This is a genomic window from uncultured Jatrophihabitans sp. (genome assembly GCF_964244045.1).
GTDB lineage: Bacteria > Actinomycetota > Actinomycetes > Mycobacteriales > Jatrophihabitantaceae > Jatrophihabitans.
In genome coordinates this window covers 26,376-51,226 of sequence record NZ_CAXTHK010000023.1, presented here as the reverse complement: position 1 = coordinate 51,226, position 24,851 = coordinate 26,376, and the positions used below count along the sequence as shown (strand labels likewise).

Sequence of the window (24,851 nt, the reverse complement as noted above, 5' to 3'; positions counted from 1 at the left end):
AGAACCATCATGATCGCACTGCAACGTGCTGTGCTCTTGTCGCGACGACGCGACGAGCGCCCACTGGCTACCGCATCGCCGAGTCCGGAGTGCTCGACGTGCCGTCGAGGTACTGGGTGCTGGTCGGCCACGGCCGGGACGAGCAGTTCATCGGCTACGTGTGTTACACCCGAGAGACTGGGAATGCGTTCGCGTCTGCCGCCTCGAAGCATCACGCTGACACGATGAGCGCCACGACCACCCTTTGGCGACCCGTCGGTCCGGCCGAACTGGCGTTGCTGCGCGCGGCCTATTGGACGCGGTGGCCGCCGCGGCTGCCCGAGCAGCCGATCTTCTACCCCGTGCTGAACCGGGACTATGCCGTGCGGATCGCCAGCGACTGGAACGTCAAGGCCGACGGTGCGGGCTACGTCACCGAGTTCGAGGTCCGCCGGGACTACTTGGATGGGTTCGACGTACACCAGGTTGGCGGCGCGACGATCCTCGAGTACTGGATTCCTGCCGAGGAACTGGAGACATTCAACGACAACATCGTCGGTCTGATCCGTGTAGTCGACGAGTACGTCGCGGCGCCTTGACTGCTCGAGTCACGTCCAGGGTGCTCCCGTGAATGGATCCGTGTCCGGACGCGCGCTCATCGCGGCTATGAGCGCGACAGGGCGGAGACGAGTGTTGGTGTGTCGAACGTCCCGTGCGCGGCGGCGTGACGAGCAAGTCGCGATTCGGATTGCGACTACGCCTCCCATGGCTTGAGCACCCGCGCGCTAATTTCCCAGCAGTTCTTTGCGTATATAGCGTTCGTTTCGCACACCGGACAGTCGAGCGTCTCGCGATCCTTCCATCCATCGATTGTTGTGACGGTGACGACGAGCCGCTTGCCACACGCGGGACATGAAAGACGTGCGATTCCTTCGCTGATCTTGTCCGCATTTTCGCGGCCGGCGAGCTTAGCCATTGAATCAGCCTCACTCCGGAATGGGTCGAGATTAAGAATGCTTCGTCCGTCGCTGAAGACCGACACCGCTCCGTCAGCACTGACGACGAAGGCCAAAGCTTCTGGGACGTCGAAGGATAGCCGGGCTGCTGAGTGGTGCCGAGCGCCTCGCTTGGGAAGGTTGATTGCTTTCTTCGCCTTGTCAGTCGGCATGAACATGGCCTCAATACCGGACACCGCGCCATCCGTCTCGATAAGACAAGCACCGTCGACTGCAGCGAGAGCGGTGGCCAGGAGTTGTGCGTGTTCTACGTTGGTAACGTTCAGGTCGACCGGCAGCGCGCGCGGTGCGCTACTCAGTCGCGGGCCGAGATCGGAAGTGGTGCCGCGGAGCATCAACACCAATGTGGCGCCGACTTGCTGGGCCGACAGGACGTGCATTGCGAGATCTACGACCGCCCCGGCTGTTCGGGAGTCGGCGGCGACAGACTCACCGAGCGAAAGCCAGCGGGTGTGCCCATACGGGGCGCGGCGCCAAGTGTCGAACTCGTGGATCAACAACCGTTCTCGCCCGAAAACCCGGACGGCTCCCGACGGGTGCCGCTGCACGACATCACAGTTGAGGTTGATCGCGAGATCCACAAGCGTCTGTTCGCGAGCAGGGGCTGGGACCAGACCAATGCCGAGGGTGGTGTCAAGCGTACGCACGACAAATGACGTCATGCCGTTGGCCAATGAACGCAAATCCTCGAGGGCAGCACCAGGGCCAAGGGGAACGAGGTGGAGCGTGTCGGCCATGTCTTCCGGCGGGCCGCTCTCGAACACTATTGCACCGTAGGTGGACCGGCGTCGCTCGTGAACCGGCGTATACCGCGCGTAGAGCACTTCCTCCAGCAAGACCTCTTCGAGGCGGTCGCGGATGGCTAGGTGAGCGGAAATGGCTGCATTGCTCCGATCGCCGCCGGTGCGAACGTGTTCCAGTTCGAGCAGCGCAGCGTTCGCCTCGCGAAGCTCATCGCGCAGGCGATCCCGTCTGTCCGAAACCTTGCCGGCTTTATATATCGTCACTACGCGAGCATGCCACCGGGGCCGAGTTCACGTTAACACCGCAGGTAGTGAGGCGGCAGCGCGCGGGTGGGGAAAGCCCGCGCTTATCGGCATAGTCGCGCGCGGTGCGCATACATCGGAGCCAGAAGAGCGCGCTTGAGCTTGACGTGAAGGGATGGTGCAGTCCGTCAATGTGCCCGCGAGGGGGCTGCGCACCGGGCACAGGCCAGCCAGGGTTGGCCCCGCGTCGATCTTGTGGTGCCGGCAGTTCACGGTCAGAGTGGACCCTCAACGCGACAGCAGTATTCCTTCCGAAGGCTGCCTCACCCCACCATCTGCACGAGTACATCGTTGCTTAGCCGGTCACCGATCTCGGTACGCCTGCCACCACTCGACGGGCGACTTCTCCCGCAGGGCAAACCGCATCTTCTCGATGGCCTTCTGCGAGTAGCACCAAGTGTGGATGATCCGCTTGCAGCAGTCCTCGTCGGTCTTGATGTCGAGCAGCGCGATGAGGGCCGTGACTTGGTTTGTCGTGATCCCAAGTTTGTCGCCAAGGTCGGCGTATCGCAAGTTGTAGAAGTCCAACTCGTTTACTCGCTTGACGCCCACGACGCTGGCGTCCGCGGTGCCCTCTTGAACCAGATTGACGGGAACGCCCTCCCGCTTGGTGATGCGGAGCGCAACGTCGGTTCCCACTCCCTGGCTGTCGAAGGCCACCCCGGCAATTCCGGGAAACAGCGAGTCGATATTCGTGTCTCCGTCAGAGATCTTCGTGCCGAGCTTCCGCAGGTCGGTTTCGCTTGGCTGAAGTCGCTGACCCTGCAGCGCGCCGTCGACGATGGACAGGGCCCGCAGGCGAGCCAGCGCTTCAGTGTGCCGCCGTTTGAGAGGGCTGAGCAGCCGTGCGACCTCGTCGATCTCCTCCGTGAACAGGCTGATGGGGTCCGCGGGCGCCACCGTGGCGATTGGCATGACCCGCGCAGGCAGCAACTCGTGCAGATCTTCACCGAAGACCGACTTGAGCAGGTCACGGTGCAGCGTGACGCCGGACTGCGCCTGCAGGTAAAGGTGGCCCTCGCTGATGTCGACCAGGTGGTGCTGCGCGGCGTCCCGGAGTCCGTTGATCGCTTGGAGCGTCAGCGCCTGCTCCTCCGTCAGGAACCTCACCCCTGATGTCGAGAGTGCCCGTCGGACGCAAGCGTCAAAGCCAATCGTGTTCTTCTCGCCGCGCTCGCGAATCTTGCCGTTGCGGTGGAGGATTGCTGCTTTGAGGAACATTTCGAACGAGTGGTCCATGAACATCAGGACTGCGTCTGTGCGGCCCTGGTCCCACGGCCGGTTAAAGTGCTCGATGCTGAGGGTGAGCGAGTTTAGCGACTTGTCTTTGAGTAGGCGAGTCTCCTTCTTCACCGCTGCAGTCTAAGAAGTCAGGCTTGCATTCGCCCGTCAGCGGACCCTCCTTCGGACCCGGCCAACACGCCGCCCTTCGTCTTCTCATGAGGGTGTCGGCCCCCCGTAGGACCCGCCCCGTGTAAAGCCCCGCGCGCGTGCGCCATACGGCGTCCGCCGGGGGTGCTTCACCAGTCCGGGTTCGCCTGCTTTCTTCGGCGCCTGTTAGAGGTTTGGGCTGCGTCGCGGATCGGGTGCCGGTTGAGGCCGCTGTGTGGTGCGGGAGGTGTCTGCGGCGGGCCTTGCCGGGTCCGGCGTCGCCTCAGATGTGCTCGGAGTCGAGGAAGAGGCGGGCCTCGTGTGAAGGTCGACTTCGGTCCGGCGGACGCGAGTCGCAGCGTCGGCGTCTCGTTGCGCGGCGCGTCGGGTCGCCGCGCTGAGCGGGGTGATCGAGTCCGGGTGGGCGTTGGCCAGGCGCAGCTCAAGGCTGCGGGCGGTGTGGTCTTTGGGCAGCGGCCGGTCGCCGATGAGCACGGGCAGTTGGACGGTGATGTCGTATCCGGTCTGCGCAGCCCGGTCGAGGCTGGCGGCAAGCGCGGGCCAGCCGGGGTCGCTGCTGAGGTCGGGAACGAGGCTGTCGGCCAGTGCCGCCCACCGCTGCGCTGCAGGCGGCGGCGCCGGCGGGGTCGAAGTCGCGGAGGTGCTGACGGTGTCGGTCGGGGTGGTCGTGGGGTCTAGGCGTTCGGCCAGGTGCCGCTTGGCTGCGGTGGGTGGGTCGGCCGACCAGGCGGTGTGGGCGTCGAACAGTTCCTCGATCGCGGTCTGGTGGGCGATGTCGGTGCGCGCGACAATGCAGGTCAGGTACGCGGGCCAGGTGGAGGCGGGCAGCGCGGCGACGACCTGGGCGGCGGCGCGGGCGGTGTAGACGCGGCCTTCGACGGTGTCCAGGCGGTCGGCCCACGGGGCGGTGCGGGCGTCGATGACGGTGTCGGCCAGCGGGCCGGCCGCCTCGAGGCCGGTCCTGAGCGCGTCGGGGCCGTGGGTCTGCAGCATCTCGGCGGGGTCCTTGCCGTCGTCGACGCGCAGGTGGCGTGGGGTGTCGCCGCGGGCGGTGAGCTGCCAGAACGCGCGGTGCGCGGCGTGCTGTCCGGCCCGGTCGGCGTCGGTGGCCACGATGACGCCGGGCCGGTCGGTGCCGATGTAGGGGCGCAGCGCGTCGGCTTGAATGTCGGTGAACGCGGTGCCCAAGGGAGCGACGCCGACGTACGCGCCGTTGCCGGCCAGGGTGACGGCGAGGGCGTCTATCGGTCCCTCGACCAGCACCGGGGTGGCGCCGGCGGCGAGGGCCTCGGTGTTCTCCGCGAGCCCGTAGAGCTCGTGGCCCTTGGTGAACAGGTCTGTCTCGGAGGTGTTGAGGTACTTCGGTCCGGCGTTGTCGTCGTCGGTCTTGGCGGGGTTGCGGCGACCGATGAAGCCGTGGATCTCGGTCTCGCCGTCGGGGCCGGCTGCTTGAATCGGGACGACGAGCCGGTCGCGGAAGCGGTCGATGACGCGGCCGGTGGAGGCGTAGCTGCCCAGTCCGGTGCCGACGATCTCCTCATCCGTCGCGCCGTGGCGGCGCAGGTGGGTGGTGAGCGCGGTCCAGCTGTCGGGGGCGTAGCCGACGCGGAACCGGTCGTCGTCGGCAAGGTCGGTGCCGAGCCGGTCTGTGAGGTAGTCCGATGCCCACGAGTCGGGGTAGCGGGCAGTGAAGAACTCGACGGCTTGGGTGTTGAGCTCGACGATGCGGGCGCGGGGGACGACCGCGGTGTCCCACGTGTAGGCCTCGTCGAGCGCGGCGTTGATGTGCTCGTCGGTGGGGTAGTCGTGTGCGGGTAGCCAGCCGAAGGGGTCGCTGCGATCGGTTGCAGCACCGCCTTCGGCGGTCTGTGGCGTCGCGACGGGGGTCGGCCGTTCGTCGTGCTCGTCGGCGAGCGGGTCGACGTCGGGTTCGACGAGGCTGGCCAGCCAGTCCTCGTCGAGGGCGACGTCGGGGGTACCGAGCAGCTCGAGGTCGGTGTCGGCGACGGGCGGCATCGGGGCGCCGGCCTCGGATTGCAGGTAGTCCTCGGGTGCGGCGGGTGCGGTGTCAGTGAGCATGCCGATCCTCCAAACCAGGGCGGTCGCCAGTTCGTCGGGGCGCAGTGGTTCGTCGTCGGGTTGGCCGCTGCGCAGTAGGTCGTGGGCGGTGGTGAGTAGCTGCTCGGGCTGCCAGCCGTCGCGTCCGGCGTGGGTGACGGCGGCGACCAGCGCGGGCCAGGCGGGGTCGGCCTGGATGCGGTCGGCGGCGGGCGCGCCGACCACGTCGGCGAGCAGCGGTGTCCACTCCGGGCGCAGCGTTTCGGACACGGAGTGGTCGGTGGCGGTCATCGCGGCGGGGGTGAGGTGGCGCGACAGTCGCCACCACAGGGCGGCGGCGGGCTGCTCGTCGGGCAGCGGGGATTCGGCGCCGACGGCGCGGACGAGCTTGGTGATGTCGATGCCGGCGCGGTCGGCGACGGTGAGGCGGTCGGCGAGGGTGGGCCAGTACGGGTCGGCGGTGATGCGTTCGTCGACGCTGTGCGCGAGGGTGGTCCAGCGTCCGGTGGCCGTTGTCGGGTCGCCGAGCAGGCGGGTGACGCATTCGTCGAGGCGGCGTTGTGCGCGGGCGTCGGCGGCCGCGGGTAGGGGTTGTCCGGTGGGTCGGCGGTCCGCGTCGTCGACGTTGTTGGCGGCGCGCCAGACGGCGAGCTCGGCGACCAGGTCGGGGTCCGAGATTCGGAGTCTGTCGATGATCGGCGCGGCCCACTGCGGGGCGCTGGTCGGTGTCCACTCGCTGGCCCGGGTGGCGACCGCCGCGGCGGTGGCGGTCACGGTGTCGGCGTTGTGGGTGAGGTAGCGGCCCCACTCGGGGCTGTCGTGCAGGGCGGCGGGCACGGCGGGCAGCCACGGCAGCGGGCCCGCGCCGGTGGAGCGGCACCCGGTCGGATCGAGTCGCCAGTCGAGCACCGCGGCGATATCGCGGGCGTCGTCCAGGCCTCGTCCGTTGCGTTGGCCGGTGGCGATCGCGTCACGCAGAACGGTGGCGGGGTTGTGCCCGTCGACGGCCATCAGCGCGAGGTGGGAGCGCAGCGCGGGGTAGGCCTCGAGCTGGGTCAGGCCGGGCAGCACGGTGTCGGCGGCGGTGTCGATCGCGGCCATCCGGGCCGGGCCGAGGTGGTCGGCGGCGGCGAAGCCGAGCGCGTCGTAGTACTGGTCGGCGGCGACTCCGAGTCGGGTTGCGGGGTCAGTCGCGGCGCGTTGCGCGCTGCTGGCCGACACCGGCGCGCCGTCGCGGATCAGGACGCGGGTGAGGATGTCGACGGCGGTCGGGGGCAGCAGGGCGTCGCGGGTGATGACCGAGTGCTCGTCGCCGTCGCCAGCGGTGGTGAGGAAGACGTGGTTGCTATGCCGGCCGCGGGTCATGGCCACGTAGAGCAGTTGGCGGGACTCATCGCCGGTGGCCACGGTGTAGCTGGCGTCTGCGGTGATGCCCTGGGCGCCGTGCACGGTGGAGGCGTAGCCGAGGCTGACGTTCTCGGCGACGTAGTCGGCGGGCAGGGTGATGTGTCGTCCGGTGCGCAGGTGGGTGACGTCTAACGCGCCGGTGCCGCAAACGCCGTCGACGCTCCACCGGTCGCCGTTCTTGACCCAGTCGGTGGCGGTGATGGCGAGCTTGCGGTTGTTCCGGCGGGTGATGATCGCGTCGCCGGCCGAGGCGTGTGAGCCGTCGACCAGGCGCACCTCGCGCCCGGGCGGGGCGTCGGCGACGTCGAGACGGTCGCGCCGAGCGCGGTCGTTGAGTTCGGCGACCAGGTCACGGGTGGGGGCCAGCATGATGGCGTCGTGGCCGGCGGCCCGGTCGGATGACCAGGCGGCATAGGCGTCGTCGGTGACGGTGGTGATGTCGCCGACGTGCACTCGGCCGTTGTCGATGTAGTAGGAGATCGCGGCGGTGTCGCCGTCGCGCAGCGCGAGCGAGGCGGCTCCTTCGGCGTGGTTCGGGGCGCCGGTGTCGGGGTGGGTGAACCGCATGACCTGCGAGAGCGTGACCGCTCCGTGCGTGGTCGCGACGTCACGCAGCACGCCGCCGGCGCCGATCGCGGCGAGCTGCTGATCGTCGCCGATCAGGCGTATTGAGCCGCCGCGGTCGATGACGTAGTCGATAGCCTTGGCCAGGTCGATGGTGCCGGCCATACCGGCCTCGTCGATGACCACGAGGGTTTGCAGTCCGATCGCATTGACCCACTCGGGGACGTTGATGCCGGTCTCCAACGCGTGGATCAGCTTGGCCAGGGTGTCGGTGTCGGTACCGATCTCCTCGCGCAGCACCGCGGCCGCGGCTGCGGAGGGGGCCAGGCCGACGACGTTGCCGGCGTTGGTGCCGCCCGGTGTGCCGTCGGATTGGGTGCTGGTCCAGGCCCGCGACAGGACCCGCATGGCGGTGGTCTTGCCGGTGCCGGCGGGAGCGAGCGCGAGCTGCACGCGGGCTCCGGAGGTCGCGAGCTCGCGGACCATCTGCACCTGGCCGGGGTTCAGTTCGACGCCGTTCGCCGCCGATTCCAGCAGCGCTATGTCCACGATCTCGGCGGTGACGGTCCGTCCGTCGCGGCGCGCAGCGGCGGCCACGATCGCTTCCTCGGCGGCGATGACCTGGGCTGAGGTGTACATCCGGGACCCGGCGACGGTGTAGACCGAACTGCCGTCGCTGCGCCGCAGTTTCGCCGGCACTGCCACCTCGTCGGCGCGCTGCTCGGTGTGCCCGAGCGGTAGTGAACGGCCTGGGTCGAGCGCCGCGGTGACGACCGCGTCGATGGCCCGGTCGAGGTCGGCGAGGCGGACACCGGCGCTGCGGGCCTGCCGTTCGGCTTCGGCGCGGACATGATTGGCCTGCCAGGTCGCCCGCCCGCTCTGCACGACGGTCAGGACCTTCTCCGCGGTCTGCTCGACCCAGGCGGGGCTGAGGCGTTGGGCGTCGCGGCGGGTGTTGCGGCGCTCCAGCGCGCTGCGGACGTAGTCCCGCAGACCGGTCTCACCGCCTAACACCGCCACCGCTTCGGTGCGCCAGGTGGCGCGCTGTTCGGCGTAGGAGCGGGGTTCGTGCTTGGCCGGGCGGGTCTCCTTGTTCGCCCGCCCGGCCAGCGCGATCGCCTCTTGCGGGGTCGGTGGTCGACCGTGGTCGGCCTGGAATGTCGCCGCCAGCACCGCGCGCCGCACGTCGATCGCGGCCCGCCGCGAGGACCAGTGCCGGGGCAGTGGGCCGTCGACGCCGACGATCTCCCGGACTGGCCGCTTCGTCGGGTTGTCGCCGGGCCGGTCGGCGAACTGCACCCCGAGCCGGTGGATCAGCAGTGCCTCGAGGCGTGTGTTGTACCGCTCGGAGGCGGCGACGCCGTTCTTGAAGATGGGCCGCCCGTCCAGGGCGAGCCACTTGCCGTCGAGGGCCTGGACCTTGTTGCTGATGGCGACGTGGGTGTGCAGGTCGGGGTCGCCGGCGCGGGAGTCGCGGTGGGTGAACGCCGCGGCGATGAGGCCGTGGACCTCGACTTGGGCGACGCCGTTCTTGCCTCGGCGGGTATAGGTGGCGTTGTCCTCGAGCCACGTCACGGTGTCTTTGACCGCGTCGTGATGAGCCTGCTCGATGACCTGCGCAACCTCACGCGGAGCGACGGCCCACAGCGTCGACACGCTCTTGACCGGCGAGAAGGACAGGTCGTACCCGGCGACCGCGGTCGTGGCCTGCCGGGAGATCCGGGCCAAGTGCCCCGACAGTTCACGGGCATCGACCGGGGGGCGGCCAAACGTCTCGACGAACATCTGAGCGGCCAGCTCGGTCCGCATCCGGGACCGTTCCTCGGCCGGGACCGGGGTGTCAGTGTGCAGCCCAAGGGCGGTGTTGTAGTCGCGATAGGCCCCCGCCGAGCGGCGGTTGAACATGTTCGCCTGCTCGTGGATCCGATAGGGCGATCCGAGCATGCTGGACTGCTTGACCTGCCACGGGTTCTTGCGGGCCGCGAGCGCCGCGCGCTCGATTTCGACGGCGTTGGGGTGCCGTCCCTCGCCGAACAGCGCGACCATCTGCGCCTCGGTCACCCCGTCTTGTGGGTGAAAGTTTGGCACGGTGACCAAGCCCGTTCCCATCCACACGCCCGGGCTTTCGCCCTTGGCCTCGTAGTAGGCGCCGAGGTTGTCGTAGCCGCGATTCGTAGCGTCGTTCGCAGCCACCTGGCGCGTCAGATACGTGTATCCGTCGCCGGCGGTGAGCTTGTGAACGGTCATCACGGATCGACTGTCGCGTCGCCCTCTGCCACCGCTCCCGCATGAAACAGACAACTCGGGCATTTCCGACCTAGGTGCAAGAGGTGTGTCATGTCTTGGGGTCGATGTGAGCTGTCAACGGTTCGTGAGTGGGCTGGCTGGCGGCGGCCTGGACGGTGGGAACGTGACTGCGGGCTCGGCGGTGACGTCGGCTGGTCGAGCGAGCGGGACGACGAGGCCCGGTCAGGGGTCGAGCGACGAGATCCGTCGAGTCGCGCGGTGACCGGAGGCGCGGTCGGACTGGGAACGACGTGTCATAAGGCGGTGTGACGATCGGGCCTCCAAGTCAGACCAACTAAGGAGTGAAGGCATGGCGGGCAGGAACGTGTTGACCAAGCAGAGCGCGCTGAAGCTGGCGAGTGACCGGCGCCGGGAGTTGGACCGGGCGCGCGGGGAGCAGGACAAGCGGATCGAGGAGGCGACGGCCTCGACGCTGGTCGCGCTGCAGGTGCGCGAGGACGCCGAGCGGGCGCTGGAGGCCGCGCAGGCCGAGGTCGGGGAGTCGCTGCGCAAGATGCTGGCCGAGGACGTGAGCGTCGAGCGTGCGGCCGCACTGCTCGATCTCGACGTCACCGAGGTGCGCCGGTTGATGAAGGCGGCGCCGACGGAGTCCGAGACCGCCGGCGGGTCGAAGCAGGTCGGGTCGGTGACCGCGCTCCCGGACGCGAGCGGGAGCGACAGTGCGGCGCGCCAGACTGGCTGAGTCGACCCTACGGCTCGTGCGTGCGGCGGTGACCGTCGAGGAACCGTCGCCCGCTACCGGTCCAAGATCCGGGCGGTCGCCAGGTCCTTCTGGGCGAGTTGGACTTCGGCGTGAGTGGGCGTGGCCATGGGCGTCACTTGGTTCGGATCATCGACAGCGCGATCTCGTGATGATCGCGCGTCGATTCGGCCAAGCCGTCTGCCATGGGGTGGATGCCTCGATCAGTTGCCGGTGCTCGGGTATCAATGTGACAACCCGCTGTAACAGCGGATCGGGTCCGGGCACGTGGACACGTCCAGTCCGTGGCGCTACCGGCAGCAGTAAGGTGATGCGACGCCACACGATCGACGCCCCGCTGCGCGGCGCTCGAGGCCCTTCGCGGGCGCCGCGCGACGAGGTGCGGCGCGAACAGAGCGCTGTGGGTCTCGACGAGGAAATCGACGCAAGTTGGTCGACCGCAGTGGCTCGGGACGTCAGCGAAGACGCGCTGCGTGTCGCTGCTGCGAACGGCGACGGTATCGACGTCTGCCGGTCGCGCGTGTCTGCAAGTGTGCATCGGCTCTCGCTTACGTGTTGCCGCCATCCAGATCAGGGCCGCTGTAGTGAATGCGGCTGATGGCCGCCTGTGCCAAGTCGAGCTCGGCGTACAACCTCGATAGTGCGGTCCGAGCGTGACTCAGCGCTCCGCAGGCTGCGGCGATGGCCGCCTCGGGTTGGCCGTCGTACTGCGAGCCTGAGTCGGCACCGACGTGACCGGTCTCGAGTTGAGCTTGCATGGCTTCGGTCATGTGCCAGATCGCCTGGCGCAAACCGCCCGTGAGGTACGTCAGTTCCCCCAGGCATCGATAAACATCTGGCACGTGGTTCCAGCCGTTGCGGGAGTCGGAGAACCTTGTGTTGGTTCGGTGATTGAAAGAACGAACGGCCTGCCCGGCGATATCGAGCGCCGAGGACGGTGTCATCGCAGTGGCGGTCAGGTCAATGCGGTCGAGACTGCTGCTCATAGGACGGTGCTTCCTTGGTTGGGGCGTCGCGTGTCGGCGCCAAATGGCTTAGGCCGCGCTGGCAGCGGATCTGCGCCGGCGCGAGACGGTGCGTTTGGTGGTGCTGAGCTGACCGGCGATGTGGCGGATCGACTTGCCTCGTTCGGTCAGTTGGCGCACGACTTCCTCCTGCTCGGCGGGGGTGAGCTGTTCGAGGCGGATGCCGTCGCCGATGACGGCGCGTTCGATCGCAATCTCGTCGAGGTCGTCGACGCCGGCGGGTAGCGGGTCGGGGTGCTGCGGGTCGGGGTCGGGGTCGTTGTCGATGTCGTCCCAAGCCAGCGGCGGAAGCCACCCGTTCTGCACGGCCAGGGCTCGGGCCGCGCCGGCCGCGGCGCGGGCAGCGCTGTTGTCCTGTGGGGGGCGAAGGTCCCACAGGCAGTCGTAGAGCGCGCGGACCTGCTCGGCGGTGCGGATGGTGACCCGAATCCCGCCCAATGTGCGGGCCAAATGGGCGGGTGTGCGGTCCAGGTGCGCGGCGAGCTGCGGCAGGCTCCAGCCGATTGCGATGAGGGCCTGCAGGCGGCGGCGGGTGCCGATCGGATCAACGGTGGCGTACCCGGCTCTGGAGGCCCGCTCGGTGCTGACTGCCAGGATCGCCTCGGCGGTCTCGGGGCGGATCTTGTCGCGGGGCATGCGGCCATCGGGGCTGGTGTCGATTATCGCGCGCAGCGTGGTGGTGGAGACGTTGGCGAGCTTGGCGATGCGCCGTAGACCGAACCCGGCCTCGCGCAGCGCAAGGATGCGTTCACGGGCGGGCCCAGCGTCGACATAGGGCTCCCACCGGCCGTAGGTCCTCTCCCGATGCGAGGTGCGGCTCTCGGCGGTGTTGGCGCGAGTGCAGCGCCTGCAGCGGCAGCGGTCCTTGACATAGGCGGCTCGGGTGCCATGGATGTGGTGGGTGCGCTTGTGGCGGCAGTTGCGCCGGGTCCCGCTGGCGGCTCGTTCGGCGCGACGCCGCGCGAGCTCGGCCAGGTGGAGGTGCCGCGTGCAGGAGTGCGTGCTGTGGTGGTAATCGGCGACGCCGTCGGTGGCGTAGGTGCCGGTGAATCCGCAGGTGGGGCAGGTCCGGGGGACGCTCACCGGACCTGCTCCGTCTCGGTGTCAGTGCGGCCGCACAGGTCGTAGCCGCCGAAGCCGGCGTAAGCGGGGACGTGGCGAGTGCCGTACCGGCCGCGGATGGTGAGGATCGGACCGCCGCTTTCCAGCCAGCCCTCCGGGTAGACGGCGTTGACCTTCTCGATCCAGCGCTGCATCGCCTCGGCGTGCTTCTTGCTGGGGCCGGACTGAGGTCGGTGCGGTACGCAGGGCAGGTCGCGCCAGCCGGGCCAGGCGTGGTCGTGAGCGTCTTCAACGGCGGCGTTATGGTCGTCGCGCACCTCGCCCTCCCATGCGCAGTGCAGGCATGCGCCCCGATAGACCAGGTCGCCAACGCAGCTGCATTCGTGGTCGTAGTGCTCGCAGCGCAGGTCGGCGATCAGCGATGCGGGTCGGCACACGGCGCTGCGGGCGATGCGGCCACGACCGAAGCCCGCGCCACCGTTTTCCTCGCGCCAGGCGTGGGAGTGGCGCAGACAGTCGAAGTGGCCGTGCTGCTCGTCCCAGGCGGCGGCCGCGCGGACGCGGGTGAAGAAGCCCCGGGCGAGGTCGCCGAAGATCGACGGAGCGGTGTTGAACGCTTCCCGGCGGGCGGTCTCGGCCTCACGCTCAGCGGCGGCGTCAAGGTCGGCGAACAGATCCAGTGGGTTGGCGGGCGTCGAGGTGGCCATGTCAACCCGCCTGCCTCAGGACGTCCTGCTCACGCTCTACACGCTGGCGCAGGTACCGGGTCGACAGCTGGCGGCCTGCGTCGCTCTGCTTGGGGTCCAGGACGTCGTCGAGGGCGCGCAGCACCTTCTCGGCCGAGCGGACGTGTTCGGCGGCGACATCGAGCGCGGCTCGGCACAGGCGACTGTGCGGGTAGCCGGCGAGGTTGGCGAGCTGTGACGATGCCTGGTGCAGCAGTGTCTGCCAAACCATCTGCTCGCCGCGCAGCTCGGCGATCTCCTCGGCGCTGGCCAGGTCATCGGTGACGCTCGCGACGCCCAGGTTGACGGCCGGGTGGTTGCTGGGATCGGTCATGAGAGCACCTGAACGGTAATCGGGCCGACCCACTGGCTGACGGCGCTGCTGACCGCGTTGACGGCCTGTATCTGGCGTTCGCCGTAATTGCCGGTGAGGGCGGGGACCACGAGCTGGCCCGGTTCGTCGCCGAGGGTGTCGATCAGGGCGCTCATTCCTTCGCCCCGTCGGCTGCCTCGGTTTCGTCGGCGGTGTAGCCGTAGCCGGGTACCCCGGCCTTGTCCAGGACGACCTCGACCCATGCGGTGCGCCAGGTGCCCTGCTCGCCGACGTAGTCGTCGAAGTCCAGCGCGGTGAACTGGCCGCTGACTGCTGCCCACTCGGTACTGGTCAGGGTGCGTTCGACGTGCGCCTCGACGGTGGCCCGGTCGACGTAGGCCAGGCTGAGGTTGAGATGGTCACCCAGGTCGCGCAGGAGCCGGTGGACGTTGCCGTCGTAGGCCTCGACCAACTCGATGAGGGTGCGCCCGCGGCGGGCGAGTTGGACCAGGCTGCGGGCGAACAGGACGGCTTCGTCGGCGGCTTGGGTAACGGCAGCGTCCTCGTCGACGCCCTGGGCGATCAAAGCCCGCGCGCGCTGCTCGCTGCGGTCGGTGGCGGCGGTACGGATCTCGTCGGTGATCTCGGCTGCGTCGGTGATAACGGGCGCGGCGCTCGTGTCGGTGGCGGTCATCAGCGGACCACCTCGCCGGTAGCCGCGAGCTGGAACACGACGTCGGCGATCAGCTCGTGAGACTCGGTCGCGCTGTAGTCGGCGTCGGCGGTGTCCAGGTCGACCACGCGGCGCAGTTCCTGCTGGCGGGCGGCGGCAAGGGAGGCTGCGACGTACGGCAGCGTGCGGCCGTCGCTGATGGCGCCGGGCGCGGCGACCAGGTCGGGGTGCTCGATCAGTTCGGTGACCGCGTCGGTGATGTCGGCGAGGTTGATGGTCCAGACCGAACGGTCCTGGATGTGGATGCCCTCGGCGCGGATCTCCTCGGGGAGGCCTTCGGCGATGTAGCCGTGCACGCGGGCCCAGCACAGGCTTGCGCCGCTCAGTGAGGTGACAAGCAGGTCTCGGGCCAGCGCCTGATCGGGGCTGTAGCCGGTGGGTTCGGTCATGTGTGGCTCCTTCGGGCGTGGTGGGTCGGCGTCGGTCGCGGTGGGGCGCGCTCAGGCGACGCGGGACTGGTGGGTGGTGGCAGGGGGGTGGGGAAGCTCGACGAGCACGTGGATCGCCTCGGCGTCGAGGTCCAGGACGTAGCTGCGTCCACCTCGGGTGTCCTGCAGGCCGATCAGCTGGCGGCCGCCGTTGAGCTGCGCGACGCCGACCAGTTCGATCAGGTCGCGGCGCCGGTGGAAGATCGCGGCGACGATCGCCTTCACGGCGGCCCCGTCGAGGTAGGTCGGGTGGGCCGGGGCGTAGGTCCAGGACATGTACTCGATCGCGGCGAGGAGCTCCTCGCGCTGCTGCCGCTCGCTGGTGAACCCCATCCGCACACCGAGCGGGGTCCAGATGAGGTGCTCTGGGTCGGTCGTGATCGTCATCGCTGCGTACCGCCCTGAACCGGCTCGGGCGCCAGGCGCAGGGCCATCGGGCTGTCCGACGTCGTCCAGAGGTTGACGACACCGCCCATCCCGCCGTCGCTGGCCTCGGTGCGAACGACGAACTCGGTGCCGTTGCTGCGGCGGTGGATGGAGCTGATGCGCCCGTGCTTGGTCTGGCCCTGGTGCTGCACGAGCACCCGGGAGCCGACCTCGTAGTGCGGGCTGTGGCTGATGGGTGCGGTCATCTCACTGGCCTCCGGAATCAGAGTGGCTAGGCATGTGCCTAGCCTAGTAGGCACATGCCTACTAGGCAAGTGCCTAATAGGCATCCGCCTACAATCCGCGGGGTGGAGACCGAATTGGTGGGAGCTGCGGAGATCGCGGAACTGCTGGGCGGCCTCAGTCGTCAGAGGGTGTCGCAGCTGACGGCGGCCGAGGACTTCCCGGCGCCGCTGCAGAAGCTGCGGATGGGCGCCGTGTGGCGCCGCAGCGACTTCCTTGCGTGGGCCGAGCGCACCGGCCGGACCGTGCACCCACTCCCTGATCGGTGAGCAGTTGACTCGGTACGGCTGCCGGACTGCAAGCGTCGCGGGTGTTAGGTGTGCTGGGTCCCTGATCGTCGGGTGAACCATGTCTGCTCCTGCTCGTGAAGTCGTCCCTTCACGGGGAGTAGGCGCAAAGATGGGCTCATTACTGACAGGCGAGCGCCAACGTTTCTGACGAATTTCGCCGGGGTGGTGCTTCGTGCCAGATTTTCTTGCTGGCGGGCGGGTTCATCGCCGTGGTCCCTGCCGGTATCCGGGGTCTCTCGGTGGTGCAGGCGGCGGTGGGGTGAGTCCGTGGAAGCGCTTGTCGACGTCGAAGTGCACCCGGTCGGCGGCGGTGCGATCGAGTGCCACGTTGGCCAGTCGGTAGTCCAGGCTGCGCGCCGGGTGATCGGAAGGCAGGCGCGCTCGGCGGTGACGACTCAAGCGGACCCGAGGTGTGTCACTACGTGGTGTCACTCTGACCAGACGGAGACAGCAGCTGAGGAGGTCGGTCAGAATGACGACGATGTGCGCCTACGCGGCACCACACGCCGGTCGACGCCGGGAGGGCCATTTCGGCGCCTGGCGATCGGTGGCTGCGCTGCCGGCGATGATCGGCAGCCTGCTGACCTTGCTGGTGCTGTTCAGCTGGCTCGGCGCATGGGAGAGGCTGGTGCTGCTGGGCTGGCTGGCCTCCGGGGCGGCCGGATTCACGGGCCGAGGAGAGCGGATCGCGGTCCGCATCGGGTGCGGTTTCCGCCGTCCCCCCGCTCAGCAGACCGCGGTGTTGGCGCCGCTGTGGGCCCAGGCTCTCGGCTACGCCCAGCTACGCCCGGACCAGGTCGATCTCTACGTGCAGCGCTCCCGCGACCCGAATGCCTACGCAGCGGGTGGGCGCAGCGTCGCCGTCACGACCGGGGTTGTAGGTGAATTTCAAGCACGGAGACTCGGGGTGGCACATATGGTCTCGATCCTGACCCACGAAATCGGGCACGTCGAGACGAGGGCGACCCAGTTCGCGCTGGTGACGATGTGGCTGTCGGCGCCGTGGCGGTTCCTGTCCCGACTGATCACCGCGCTCGCGTTGACCTTCGCCCACCGGCAGCCTCGCCGGCTGCTCGCGCTCGTGGTCGTCGCCGGCGTGGTGGTCGCCATCGTGCAGGCCATGCAGCAGCAGCACTGGGCGGTCGCGATGGTGCTCGGTGGTCTCGGGCTCGCCGCGGTGGTCTGCCCTTTGGCTGATGCTGCGGTGAGTCGACGCAGCGAGTATGCGGCCGACCGTTACGCGGCACGTATCGGTCTGGGTCCGCACCTTGCGCTCGCGCTCGAGGTCCTCGACGGTGGCCGCGGTCGGCGGCCGGGGTGGTCGACGCGGATCGTGTCGCGGCACCCGGACGTGGGCAGTCGCATCGACCGGCTCAACATGACACTGCCCGGCTGAGCGTCCTGCTGGTTCGCTAGATCCGGCGTCCGCTCGAAGGCGGACGGTAGCAGCCGGTGGCGGCCGCATCTCCCCGGGCGGGGGCGGCGTCGGTGTGTCTGTAGGGCCAGGCGTCGGGGTGCGCGGGCCAGCGGCATCTGGCTGGCTGGTCGGCATCTGGGGGTCGCGGACGGCCAGTCGAGGAAGCTTGTGGGCGACATCAATGCCGACCGCGGCGCCCTGGTCGAGTTGGCCGCGAACGTCGACCAGTTGTCGGCTTGGACAAGCGCCGTCAGGAACGGGCTTACCAGTCGTTGCCACCGGTCCTCGACGGGCCGCTCGGTGTTGGTGAGTCGGCCGGGTTGCATCGAGGTGGTGCGCAAGACACCGATGCGGGTCAGTCTGTGACGGCACGACCGTGAGCTCCTCCTGCTCGGTGCCGAACACCTCACCGGGGATCAGCACAGTGCCTGCGGGAAGGTTTGTCGCGGCTCAGGTCGAGGGGCGCGAGATCAGTCGGCAGCAAGGCCCTTCACCAGGCCGCCCGAGATCGCAGCAGGCCGTCCAGCACGAGACTGCGTCTCGACCCTGGCCGCGGCTGAACTACGCAGCCCCTACGCGCGGCTCTGCTTACGGACGCGGCGACGGAACGTCCGTGCGCGGTACTGGTTGAGCAGGTAGTTGGTCAGTAACTGGATGTCGCGTGGTGTGTTCTGCAGGTCGTTCCATTTACGGTGATGGTCAGTGTCGAACTGCCAGGTGCCCTCAGTCCACTGGCAGAGATCTGCGATCTCCCACAGGTCGTATTCGAAGTCCTCTACAGACGGGACTCGAAGGTGTGCGTAGCGGTCGACGATGGCATCCATGAGGAAGCCTGTACTTGTGATGCCGACTCCGTGCATGAGCCTCGAGCGTCGCGGCGTTTGTCCCCAGGCAGCGGGGAAGGTGTTGCGGACGGCGACCCAGAAGTCCTTGAGAAGTGAAAGCATGGCTTCGGCGTCGCCGCGTTCAGCTCCGGGGTGTCGGTACTGGTAGAGGGCGCCGTCGCTGAGGCTGTTCTCGAGCATCCGTAGGATCGAGTTGTCCTTGATGACGCCTTGAGGGTTGGTGGGCGTCTGGACCAGCAATTGCAGCGGTGAGTCTTCGTCATAGTTTAAGCGGTCAAGCAGCGCGGCCGGAAATCGACGTAACTGCAGGGTCGCGGGTAAGGCCCCGACCGTGGAGGGCAGCAGTTCGTAGATCAATCCTTTCGGCAGCGGCTTGGTGGAGTTGACCAATATGAACTGGGACCGTTGCTCCGCGTCTGACTCGGTAATGAACGCGGTCACGCAGATCGGAAATGCGTTCAGCCGGGATTCGCGGATGGCCGCGCAACGTTGTTGCCCGTCAACGATCCATCCTGGCTTGTCCTCGTCAAGCACCGCCGAGTCAACAGGGATCACAAGCGTGCCTCCCTGGGTGTATCCATCACTGACACCGCCGGGTTCGAAGACCACGCGCTTGTCGAAAGCGATCACGATCGCGTTCGGGATCATTGGGTCGTCGGACTCGAGATACTTGCGGATCGCGGCAATATGAGACAGGACTTCGGGCCGTTGGTAACCCTGAACGCCCGAGTGGCCGTCGCGGTGAATTCGGGAGATCGTTGTGAAGCGAGGCAGTTGCTTTCCATCGACGGCGAAGCTGTATAGCACGCGATTGGGGCCCTGTCTCACCTGCAAGGCGGGGACCCGAATCTCTGAGAGCGGTTCGGTGTCCTTTGCTCGAGTCGACGTAGATCGTGCGGTGTGGGTTCGTGTCATGCTGCAGTGCCCTCCAGTTCGCGATCAAGTCGTTGCCGGAACACGTGAAGGTTGTGGAATCCGCGACGCTTGTTGCGCTCGGCTCCGCGGAATACAGCGATCTCAATGCTCAGTTCTCGGCAAAGGCCGCAAGCGCACGTCTTCCAGGGTTGATTCTCGAGCGTGTCCCGATAGGCGGCGGTGCGGTCTTTTCTGCCGTCGCATAACTGGTCGTACTCACCGAGTGCTTGAAGGACGGTGTCAATCGATGTGGTGCCTTGCGCGTAGCCGCGTAACGAGGTCAAGCAGTGCTGTTCGAGGCGGATGGCTTCCGCTTGCGGTACTTGACCGGCGCGGATGCGGGCTTTTAGCTTGGGGTTGGCGTCGACCTGGGGAACACGTAACGCGGTGTAGGTGCGGTTCAGCGCGTAATAGTTGTCGGTGTCGTCTTTGAAGGATTGCCGGAACGGCGAGGTGGAGTCGAAACTCGTCACCCCGGCGGCAGCGAACGCCTCGACGTTCTCGCATCGCGTGATGCCCAGCAGGTGGAGTTGCGTCCGGGGTCGTCGGACTGCTCTGACTGCCTGCAGGCAGGTCAGGATGTCGCGGGTCTTGAGAGGGACCATTCCGCCAAGCGCGATGCGCGTGTAGCCAATGCGTTGAAGGGCCTGAACTGCGCTCGCATAGGAGCTGGGGCTCCACCCGTGGGCAACTCCGATTGGCTGGAAATGTACCTTGCGGGTGCGCGCTCGGCTGCGGAACTCAGCGGCGAGCTCGATCGTGAGATCTTGTCGGCGCTGCCATTCCCGGCGCAGTGGGTGGGCGGGGTCTTGGTCCGCGTTGATGTCATAGCCGAGGACGACGTGGTCGATGGAGATCCCGAGGTTGAAGCCGGCGCCGTCATAGAAGTCGATCACCTCGTCGACGGTGTAGGGCGGGACGTCGTCGCGGACGTACGTGAAGGCGCCGCAGTCGCCGAGGGTGTCTATGGGCGTCCCGTCGGTACGGTCGAGTCGGAAGAACTTCTGCACTCCCGCACGGTAGAAGCGTTGCCGTTGGGCAACGGTGTACTTGCCGGTCGCACCAGGCAACCCGTCGACGATCGCTTTGGAGACCAGAATACCGTCGAAAGGGGCAGAACAGAGTGCCTCGTGGGCATAGTGATCATCGCGTTGCCGAACACGGTAGATCGAGCGTTCTTCGGTGATGAAGTTGAAAGAGGGATCGATCTGGTCCTGACTGTCGGGGAAGTAGAACTTCATCGGCGTGCTGTCCGGGCGTGGGTGTATAGGCGGAGAAGGTGGTTCGACAACTCGCTGATGTGGCGGCTGTTGTTTTGAATCGCGTTCCACTTCAGGCCGAGCCCGTCCCAGATGCCGTCGGTCCAGCGGCAGTGGGGAGCAACAAGGGCCAATTCGTCCATAACCTGCTTCGGAGTGGACTCGTCCTCGAGGTCGAGCGAGCGCATGATCCAATCCATCAGCTTGCCCATCGCGCGAATGCCGGCGCCATGCATGAGACGGCTCTCTTCCGGCGGTCGCCCCCAGGCGTCGGGGAAGGTGTCGCGGACGCACGTCCAGTAGAGCGTGACTGCTTTGATCACGCTCAAGTAGTCGGTCTCACCGCTGCTCATGTCGCGATACACGAACAGGGAGCCTCCCGCGAGGCTTTCCTGGAGCATGGCAACAACACTGCTATCGGTGATCACAGCGCTCGTGCGTTCGTCGCCCGGAGTCGAGGGACGACGAATGAGGCCTTCGAAGGGCTCCTGCTTGTTCAGGAGATCGCACAGTTCAGAGGGTGCTTGTTTGATGGCGAGCCGGGGAGAGAGTGGGCTGCTGATAGTGGGCAGCAACTCAGTAACCAAGCCTCGCGGCAGAGGTTTGGTGTTGTTGATGCGTACAAACTGGTCGCGCTGCACTTCGACGTTGTCGGCGACAAAGGCGGTGACCAGTACGGACAGGTCCTGCCTCTGGGCCTTGTCCAGCGCGACCGTGCGCTGCTGACCATCAACGATCCAGCCGGGCTTCGCCTCGTTGCCGACCGGTAGCGGGATCTGGAGGATGCCGGTGCAGCCGGCGTCGTCGTCGCTGACCTTCCCGGACTGGGGGCCACGGCTCGCGGAGAAGTGCACCGTCGAGGGCAGCGCGATGATAATCGCATTAGGGAAGATCACCTCGTCGCTATCCAGGTAGTCCACGATCTCCTGGACGTGCTGGCGTACTTCAGGGCGTTGGTAGCCGATCAGGTCACCACGTTCGTCTCGGCTCACTCGAGAGATGTCGGTCAGTCGCGAGATCTCCGGAGCCGTAAGACTGAAGACATACAACTGCGATCCGGGTGCCTGGTTCAGGCGCAGCGCTCGCTTGGCCAGCATCGGTCTTAAAGCGGCGCGGGTCACGACAGGCTCCTTGTCGCGGTGGCGAACAGGCCCTTGAAGCGGGCTTGTTCGCAGGCCAGGCCGGCATCGCGCAGGACGCGCAGCAGGCGGCTGTGGGTCAGCGTCGTGTCCGCCGTCAGTCGTGTGCGGATGAACGCCAGGACGTCCTCGTCGCTGAGGCGCCGCCGACCGTAAGACACCAGCATGGGTGCTTCCGCGAGTTGTCGGCGTAGCTGCTCACTCATGGCCGCGTGATCGCTCAGGCCCGCCATGAGCACGTGTTTGGCGATGCGAACGTTGAGTGATCCGCGCGTTCCCCCGATGTGGTGCTGCAGGCGGGCGTCGGCCGGCAGCAGCACGTCGGCAAGAGCGGCGTGGCCGCCGGCGCCAGTGGCGCCGGCGGCGATAACGCTGACTTGCCCTGCCGCCGCCCGCTGGAGCGCGCCGTGCAAGTCGGTGCTGCAGGCGGCCAGGTAGGGCTGGGACAGGACCAGCAGCACACGGTCGCGAGGATGCTCGCTGATCAGGGCGGTCACCGAGCGGGCGGCACCCTTGGTGGGGCCTTCCCAGGTGGCCAGTGCCTCCCACCAGGCTTGGGTTCCAATTATGTCGGACGCGACCGAGTCCAGGTGTCGGGGACTGAAGGTGGCGGAGTAAGGCCGAATTGGCGCTTCGGCCGGGATGAGCCCCCAGCCGGCCGAAGCCACCCACAGCGTCGGATGCACGAAACCACTGGCTGCGGCCGGAAGGTTGCGGGCGATGTCCCAATGCTCGCCGGCATACAAGTCGCGCGCCGACACGGTGTCGACGGTATTCGCGCTAACGATGCGCTCGATCCACCTCAGAGCCCGCTGACCGGTGCGCGTCCCGTGGGTGCGCCGCAGGTGCAGGGCCGCGGGTACGGTGACGCGTTTGCGGTTGGCGCAGGTGACCACGATGTGGAGGCGCCGGCGTCGAGTCGTCACGACGGCGATGCCTGCTGACCGCTGGTCAACGTGGAGGTGTGCGCCAGTCGGGCGAAGGCGGCGTGGTTGTGAATGCTCTCGTCGTTGACCGCCTCCACGGTGAACCTGGCGACCCGTTCATCGGCACGCAGTTGAGAGGCGACTTCGCGGACCATGTCTTCGACGAAGACGGGGTGGTCGAAGCCGGCCATGGTGACGTGCCGCTCGTCGGCCCGCTTGAGCAGCGGATACACCGGGCTGGACGCGGCGGCCTCGGCCACGGCGATGAGTTCTTCGATCCAGACCAACTCCAACTTGCCGTCATGCTGCTGGGGTGTGACGGCGATAGTGATGGTGCCGCGCTGATTGTGAGCGCCGTAGTCGCTGATCGCTTTGGAGCACGGGCACACGCTGGTCACCGGCACTGCGACCTGCAGCGTGAACTGCAGTCCTGCAGTGGTGAGGCGGGCGTGGAACTGGCAGGCGTAGTCCATCAGGGCGGTCGCGCCGGTGACCGGCGCCGAGCGCGGCAGAAAGTACGGGAACGCGATCGTGATCTGCGCGTCGTCGGTGTCTAGCCGTTGGTGGATCTGGCGCAGTAGGTCGGGCAGAGTGCGTTGGGTCAGTTCGCCGGAGTGCTCGTCGAGGATCTCAAGGAACCGGCTCATGTGAGTCCCCTTGACCTCGGCCGGCAGCGCGACGGCCAGTGAGATCTCGGCGATGGTGTCCTGTTTGGCACGCGCCCGGTCCCACACGGCGATCGGGTAGCGCAGTCCGCAGATCCCGACCTCGTCGATCGCGATGCCCCGCGTGTCTGGGCGGCCCTGGACGTCCTCCAGCACCCCGATTGCACCTGTCGGCGGGGTGGTGTGGCGGGTGGTCAAGATTGGTCTCCGGCGTAGGAGGCGCCGGAGGTGCAGGTCTCGCGGACCACGATCCGCGCCAGCGGCAGCACGCCCTCGAGGTGCTTCCAGGCCCAGCGGGCCAGGTTCTCACTGGTCGGGTTTTCGAGGCCCTCGACCTCGTTGAGGTAATAGTGATCCAGCTTGTCTACGAGGGGCTTGAACGCTGCTTTGATGTCGGCGAAGTCCATGACCATGCCGCTGACCGGGTCTACATCCCCGCGTACGTGCACCTCCAGGCGGTAAGAGTGTCCATGTAGGCGGGCGCACTTGTGTCCTTCGGGGACGTGGGGCAGGCTGTGGGCTGCTTCGAAGGTGAACTCGCGGAAGATGTCCATTACGGGATCCCCAGATACTTGTGGGTCTGCAGGCTCAGACGCCATTGCGGGTGGGCGAGGCAATACTCGACGGCTAAGCGGGCGTTTTTGTCGCGATCCGGGCCGTCCATTGGCTGGAGCAGGAACCGCTCGAACGCCAGGTGTTCGAACGCCTCCGGTGGCGCGCCATCTTGCGGGAACACCAACTTCAGGTCGTGACCAGCGGTCAGGGCCAGGGGTGCGCCTGCCTTCGGGCTGACGCAGATCCAGTCCAACCCGGCCGGGGCGGGTTGAGTGCCGTTGGTTTCGACCGCCACGGTGAAGCCGCGCGCGTGCATTGCCTCGACCGCGGCCGTGTCCAGTTGCAGGAGCGGTTCGCCGCCTGTGCACACCACATATGGCTCCGCTGCCGGGTGCGCCTGCCCGCCCCAAGCTGCAGAGATCGCGTCTGCCAGCGAATCGGCCGTGTCGAACCGGCCGCCACCGGGTCCATCTGTGCCGACGAAGTCGGTGTCGCAGAATTGGCAGATTGCTCGGTGCCGATCCGATTCGCGGCCGGTCCACAGGTTGCAGCTGGTGAAACGGGCGAATACTGAGGGGCGGCCGACGTGGCTGCCCTCACCTTGAAGGGTGTAGAAGATTTCCTTCAGCCGGTAAGTCACGATCGGCTAGCCGACCGGTTCCAGTGCCGGGTCGGTCAGGCCGAGTTCGGCGAACCCGCGACCCCGCAGCAGGCACGAGTCGCAGGTGCCGCAGGCCTGCCCGTCCGGACTCGGGTCGTAACAGCTGTGCGTCAGCGCATAGTCGACCCCCAACTCGAGGCCGCGCGCGATCGTCTCCGACTTCGTCAGGTCAATCAGCGGCGTGTGGATCTTCAGCTTCTGGGTGCCCTCAACGCCGGCCTTCGTGGCGAGGTTGGCCATCGCCTCGTATGCGGCGATGTACTCCGGGCGGCAGTCCGGGTAGCCGGAGTAATCCAGCGCATTCACACCGATGAAAACATCGCTCGCACCCAGGGTCTCGGCCCAGGCCAGGGCGAAGGACAAGAACACCGTGTTACGAGCTGGCACGTAAGTGATCGGGATGCCGTCCGAGTCCAGGTCATCGACGCTGTCGTGGTGCGGCACATCCAGGTCGTCGGTCAGGGCGGAGCCGCCGAAGGTCCGCAGATCGATGTCGGCGATCACGTGCCGGGCGACGCCGGCAGTCTCGGCGACCCGCTTCGCGGCGTCCAACTCCACGGAGTGGCGCTGCCCGTATCGGAAGCTCAGCGCGTACGGCTCGTACCCCTCATGCTGGGCGATCGCCAGCACGGTGGATGAGTCCAGGCCCCCACTGAGCAGGACCACGGCTGGTCTGTGATCGTTCATCCTGTTGGCACCTGTCCTTCCGTCCGGGCATCGCCGGACAACTGCGGCTGTGCGAAGAGGGTCTTCCT

Annotated in this window: 24 protein-coding genes; 4 read left to right on the top strand and 20 right to left on the bottom strand. The window is 67.4% G+C overall.

Annotation, left to right across the window (positions count from 1 at the left end; all coding sequences use genetic code 11):
* Window positions 1-224 precede the first annotated feature (224 nt).
* Window positions 225-578: a hypothetical protein gene (locus ACFFC4_RS16115; RefSeq protein ID WP_375502678.1), complete on the top strand. Its 354-nt coding sequence runs from the start codon at window positions 225-227 to the stop codon at window positions 576-578.
* A gap of 155 nt (window positions 579-733) precedes the next feature.
* Here ACFFC4_RS16115 and ACFFC4_RS16110 read toward each other — a convergent pair whose 3' ends face one another.
* From ACFFC4_RS16110 to mobF, 3 genes are all read right to left on the bottom strand, one after another.
* Window positions 734-2,002: a diadenylate cyclase gene (locus tag ACFFC4_RS16110; RefSeq protein ID WP_375502676.1), complete on the bottom strand. Its 1,269-nt coding sequence runs from the start codon at window positions 2,000-2,002 to the stop codon at window positions 734-736.
* 342 nt (window positions 2,003-2,344) lie between these two features.
* Window positions 2,345-3,394, bottom strand: a complete 1,050-nt coding sequence (locus ACFFC4_RS16105; RefSeq protein ID WP_375502674.1) for a DUF3644 domain-containing protein — start codon at window positions 3,392-3,394, stop codon at window positions 2,345-2,347.
* 204 nt (window positions 3,395-3,598) lie between these two features.
* The gene (gene mobF, locus ACFFC4_RS16100) at window positions 3,599-9,709 is read right to left on the bottom strand and encodes a MobF family relaxase (protein ID WP_375502726.1); all 6,111 of its coding nucleotides are present in this window, start codon (window positions 9,707-9,709) and stop codon (window positions 3,599-3,601) included.
* Between the two features lie 349 nt (window positions 9,710-10,058).
* Here mobF and ACFFC4_RS16095 point away from each other — a divergent pair, with 349 nt between their 5' ends.
* Window positions 10,059-10,451, top strand: coding sequence for a hypothetical protein (locus tag ACFFC4_RS16095; RefSeq protein ID WP_375502672.1), 393 nt, complete (start codon window positions 10,059-10,061; stop codon window positions 10,449-10,451).
* Window positions 10,452-11,017: 566 nt separating this feature from the next.
* On the opposite strand, the gene ACFFC4_RS16090 is transcribed toward ACFFC4_RS16095, so the two are convergent.
* Genes ACFFC4_RS16090 through ACFFC4_RS16050 form a run of 9 tightly spaced genes read right to left on the bottom strand, consistent with a single transcriptional unit; the run spans window position 11,018 to window position 15,387 of the window.
* Window positions 11,018-11,455, bottom strand: coding sequence for a hypothetical protein (locus tag ACFFC4_RS16090; RefSeq protein WP_375502670.1), 438 nt, complete (start codon window positions 11,453-11,455; stop codon window positions 11,018-11,020).
* A gap of 48 nt (window positions 11,456-11,503) precedes the next feature.
* Complete coding sequence (locus ACFFC4_RS16085) at window positions 11,504-12,577, bottom strand: helix-turn-helix domain containing protein (RefSeq protein WP_375502668.1); 1,074 nt, start codon at window positions 12,575-12,577, stop codon at window positions 11,504-11,506.
* Entirely contained in the window at window positions 12,574-13,263 is a 690-nt protein-coding gene (locus ACFFC4_RS16080) for a DUF6349 family protein (RefSeq protein WP_375502666.1), read from the bottom strand. Before ACFFC4_RS16080 ends, ACFFC4_RS16085 begins: the two co-directional genes overlap by 4 nt.
* 1 nt (window position 13,264) lies before the next feature.
* The gene (locus ACFFC4_RS16075) at window positions 13,265-13,615 is read right to left on the bottom strand and encodes a hypothetical protein (protein WP_375502664.1); all 351 of its coding nucleotides are present in this window, start codon (window positions 13,613-13,615) and stop codon (window positions 13,265-13,267) included.
* A complete protein-coding gene (locus tag ACFFC4_RS16070) occupies window positions 13,612-13,770 on the bottom strand; it encodes a hypothetical protein (RefSeq protein ID WP_375502662.1) in 159 nt (52 codons plus the stop codon). The genes ACFFC4_RS16075 and ACFFC4_RS16070 overlap by 4 nt, the downstream gene beginning before the upstream one ends.
* Window positions 13,767-14,288, bottom strand: a complete 522-nt coding sequence (locus ACFFC4_RS16065) for a hypothetical protein (protein WP_375502660.1) — start codon at window positions 14,286-14,288, stop codon at window positions 13,767-13,769. Before ACFFC4_RS16065 ends, ACFFC4_RS16070 begins: the two co-directional genes overlap by 4 nt.
* Entirely contained in the window at window positions 14,288-14,716 is a 429-nt protein-coding gene (locus ACFFC4_RS16060; RefSeq protein ID WP_375502658.1) for a hypothetical protein, read from the bottom strand. Before ACFFC4_RS16060 ends, ACFFC4_RS16065 begins: the two co-directional genes overlap by 1 nt.
* 51 nt (window positions 14,717-14,767) lie before the next feature.
* Window positions 14,768-15,142, bottom strand: coding sequence for a hypothetical protein (locus ACFFC4_RS16055; RefSeq protein WP_375502656.1), 375 nt, complete (start codon window positions 15,140-15,142; stop codon window positions 14,768-14,770).
* Window positions 15,139-15,387: a hypothetical protein gene (locus tag ACFFC4_RS16050; protein ID WP_375502654.1), complete on the bottom strand. Its 249-nt coding sequence runs from the start codon at window positions 15,385-15,387 to the stop codon at window positions 15,139-15,141. Before ACFFC4_RS16050 ends, ACFFC4_RS16055 begins: the two co-directional genes overlap by 4 nt.
* 102 nt (window positions 15,388-15,489) lie before the next feature.
* Here ACFFC4_RS16050 and ACFFC4_RS16045 point away from each other — a divergent pair, with 102 nt between their 5' ends.
* Window positions 15,490-15,693, top strand: a complete 204-nt coding sequence (locus ACFFC4_RS16045) for a helix-turn-helix transcriptional regulator (RefSeq protein ID WP_375502652.1) — start codon at window positions 15,490-15,492, stop codon at window positions 15,691-15,693.
* 493 nt (window positions 15,694-16,186) lie between these two features.
* Complete coding sequence (locus ACFFC4_RS16040) at window positions 16,187-17,110, top strand: M48 family metalloprotease (protein WP_375502650.1); 924 nt, start codon at window positions 16,187-16,189, stop codon at window positions 17,108-17,110.
* Between the two features lie 593 nt (window positions 17,111-17,703).
* On the opposite strand, the gene dbpB (ACFFC4_RS16035) is transcribed toward ACFFC4_RS16040, so the two are convergent.
* The 8 genes from dbpB (ACFFC4_RS16035) to queC are packed head-to-tail and all read right to left on the bottom strand — an operon-like array spanning window position 17,704 to window position 24,783.
* Window positions 17,704-18,891, bottom strand: a complete 1,188-nt coding sequence (dbpB, locus tag ACFFC4_RS16035) for a DGQHR domain-containing protein DpdB (protein WP_375502648.1) — start codon at window positions 18,889-18,891, stop codon at window positions 17,704-17,706.
* Window positions 18,888-20,132 carry a tRNA-guanine transglycosylase DpdA gene (gene dpdA, locus ACFFC4_RS16030; protein WP_375502646.1) on the bottom strand — a complete coding sequence of 415 codons (1,245 nt, stop codon included), beginning with the start codon at window positions 20,130-20,132 and terminating at the stop codon, window positions 18,888-18,890. The genes dbpB (ACFFC4_RS16035) and dpdA overlap by 4 nt, the downstream gene beginning before the upstream one ends.
* On the bottom strand, window positions 20,129-21,271 hold the full coding sequence (gene dbpB / locus ACFFC4_RS16025) for a DGQHR domain-containing protein DpdB (RefSeq protein WP_375502644.1): 1,143 nt from the start codon (window positions 21,269-21,271) through the stop codon (window positions 20,129-20,131). The genes dpdA and dbpB (ACFFC4_RS16025) overlap by 4 nt, the downstream gene beginning before the upstream one ends.
* Window positions 21,268-22,215, bottom strand: a complete 948-nt coding sequence (locus ACFFC4_RS16020; RefSeq protein ID WP_375502642.1) for a hypothetical protein — start codon at window positions 22,213-22,215, stop codon at window positions 21,268-21,270. The genes dbpB (ACFFC4_RS16025) and ACFFC4_RS16020 overlap by 4 nt, the downstream gene beginning before the upstream one ends.
* Window positions 22,212-23,078, bottom strand: a complete 867-nt coding sequence (folE2, locus tag ACFFC4_RS16015; RefSeq protein WP_375502640.1) for a GTP cyclohydrolase FolE2 — start codon at window positions 23,076-23,078, stop codon at window positions 22,212-22,214. The genes ACFFC4_RS16020 and folE2 overlap by 4 nt, the downstream gene beginning before the upstream one ends.
* Complete coding sequence (gene queD, locus ACFFC4_RS16010) at window positions 23,075-23,434, bottom strand: 6-carboxytetrahydropterin synthase QueD (RefSeq protein WP_375502638.1); 360 nt, start codon at window positions 23,432-23,434, stop codon at window positions 23,075-23,077. Before queD ends, folE2 begins: the two co-directional genes overlap by 4 nt.
* Window positions 23,434-24,075 (bottom strand): 7-carboxy-7-deazaguanine synthase, encoded by a 642-nt coding sequence (gene queE, locus ACFFC4_RS16005; RefSeq protein WP_375502636.1) that lies wholly within the window; start codon window positions 24,073-24,075, stop codon window positions 23,434-23,436. Before queE ends, queD begins: the two co-directional genes overlap by 1 nt.
* A gap of 6 nt (window positions 24,076-24,081) precedes the next feature.
* Window positions 24,082-24,783: a 7-cyano-7-deazaguanine synthase QueC gene (gene queC, locus ACFFC4_RS16000; RefSeq protein ID WP_375502634.1), complete on the bottom strand. Its 702-nt coding sequence runs from the start codon at window positions 24,781-24,783 to the stop codon at window positions 24,082-24,084.
* Window positions 24,784-24,851: the final 68 nt, after the last annotated feature.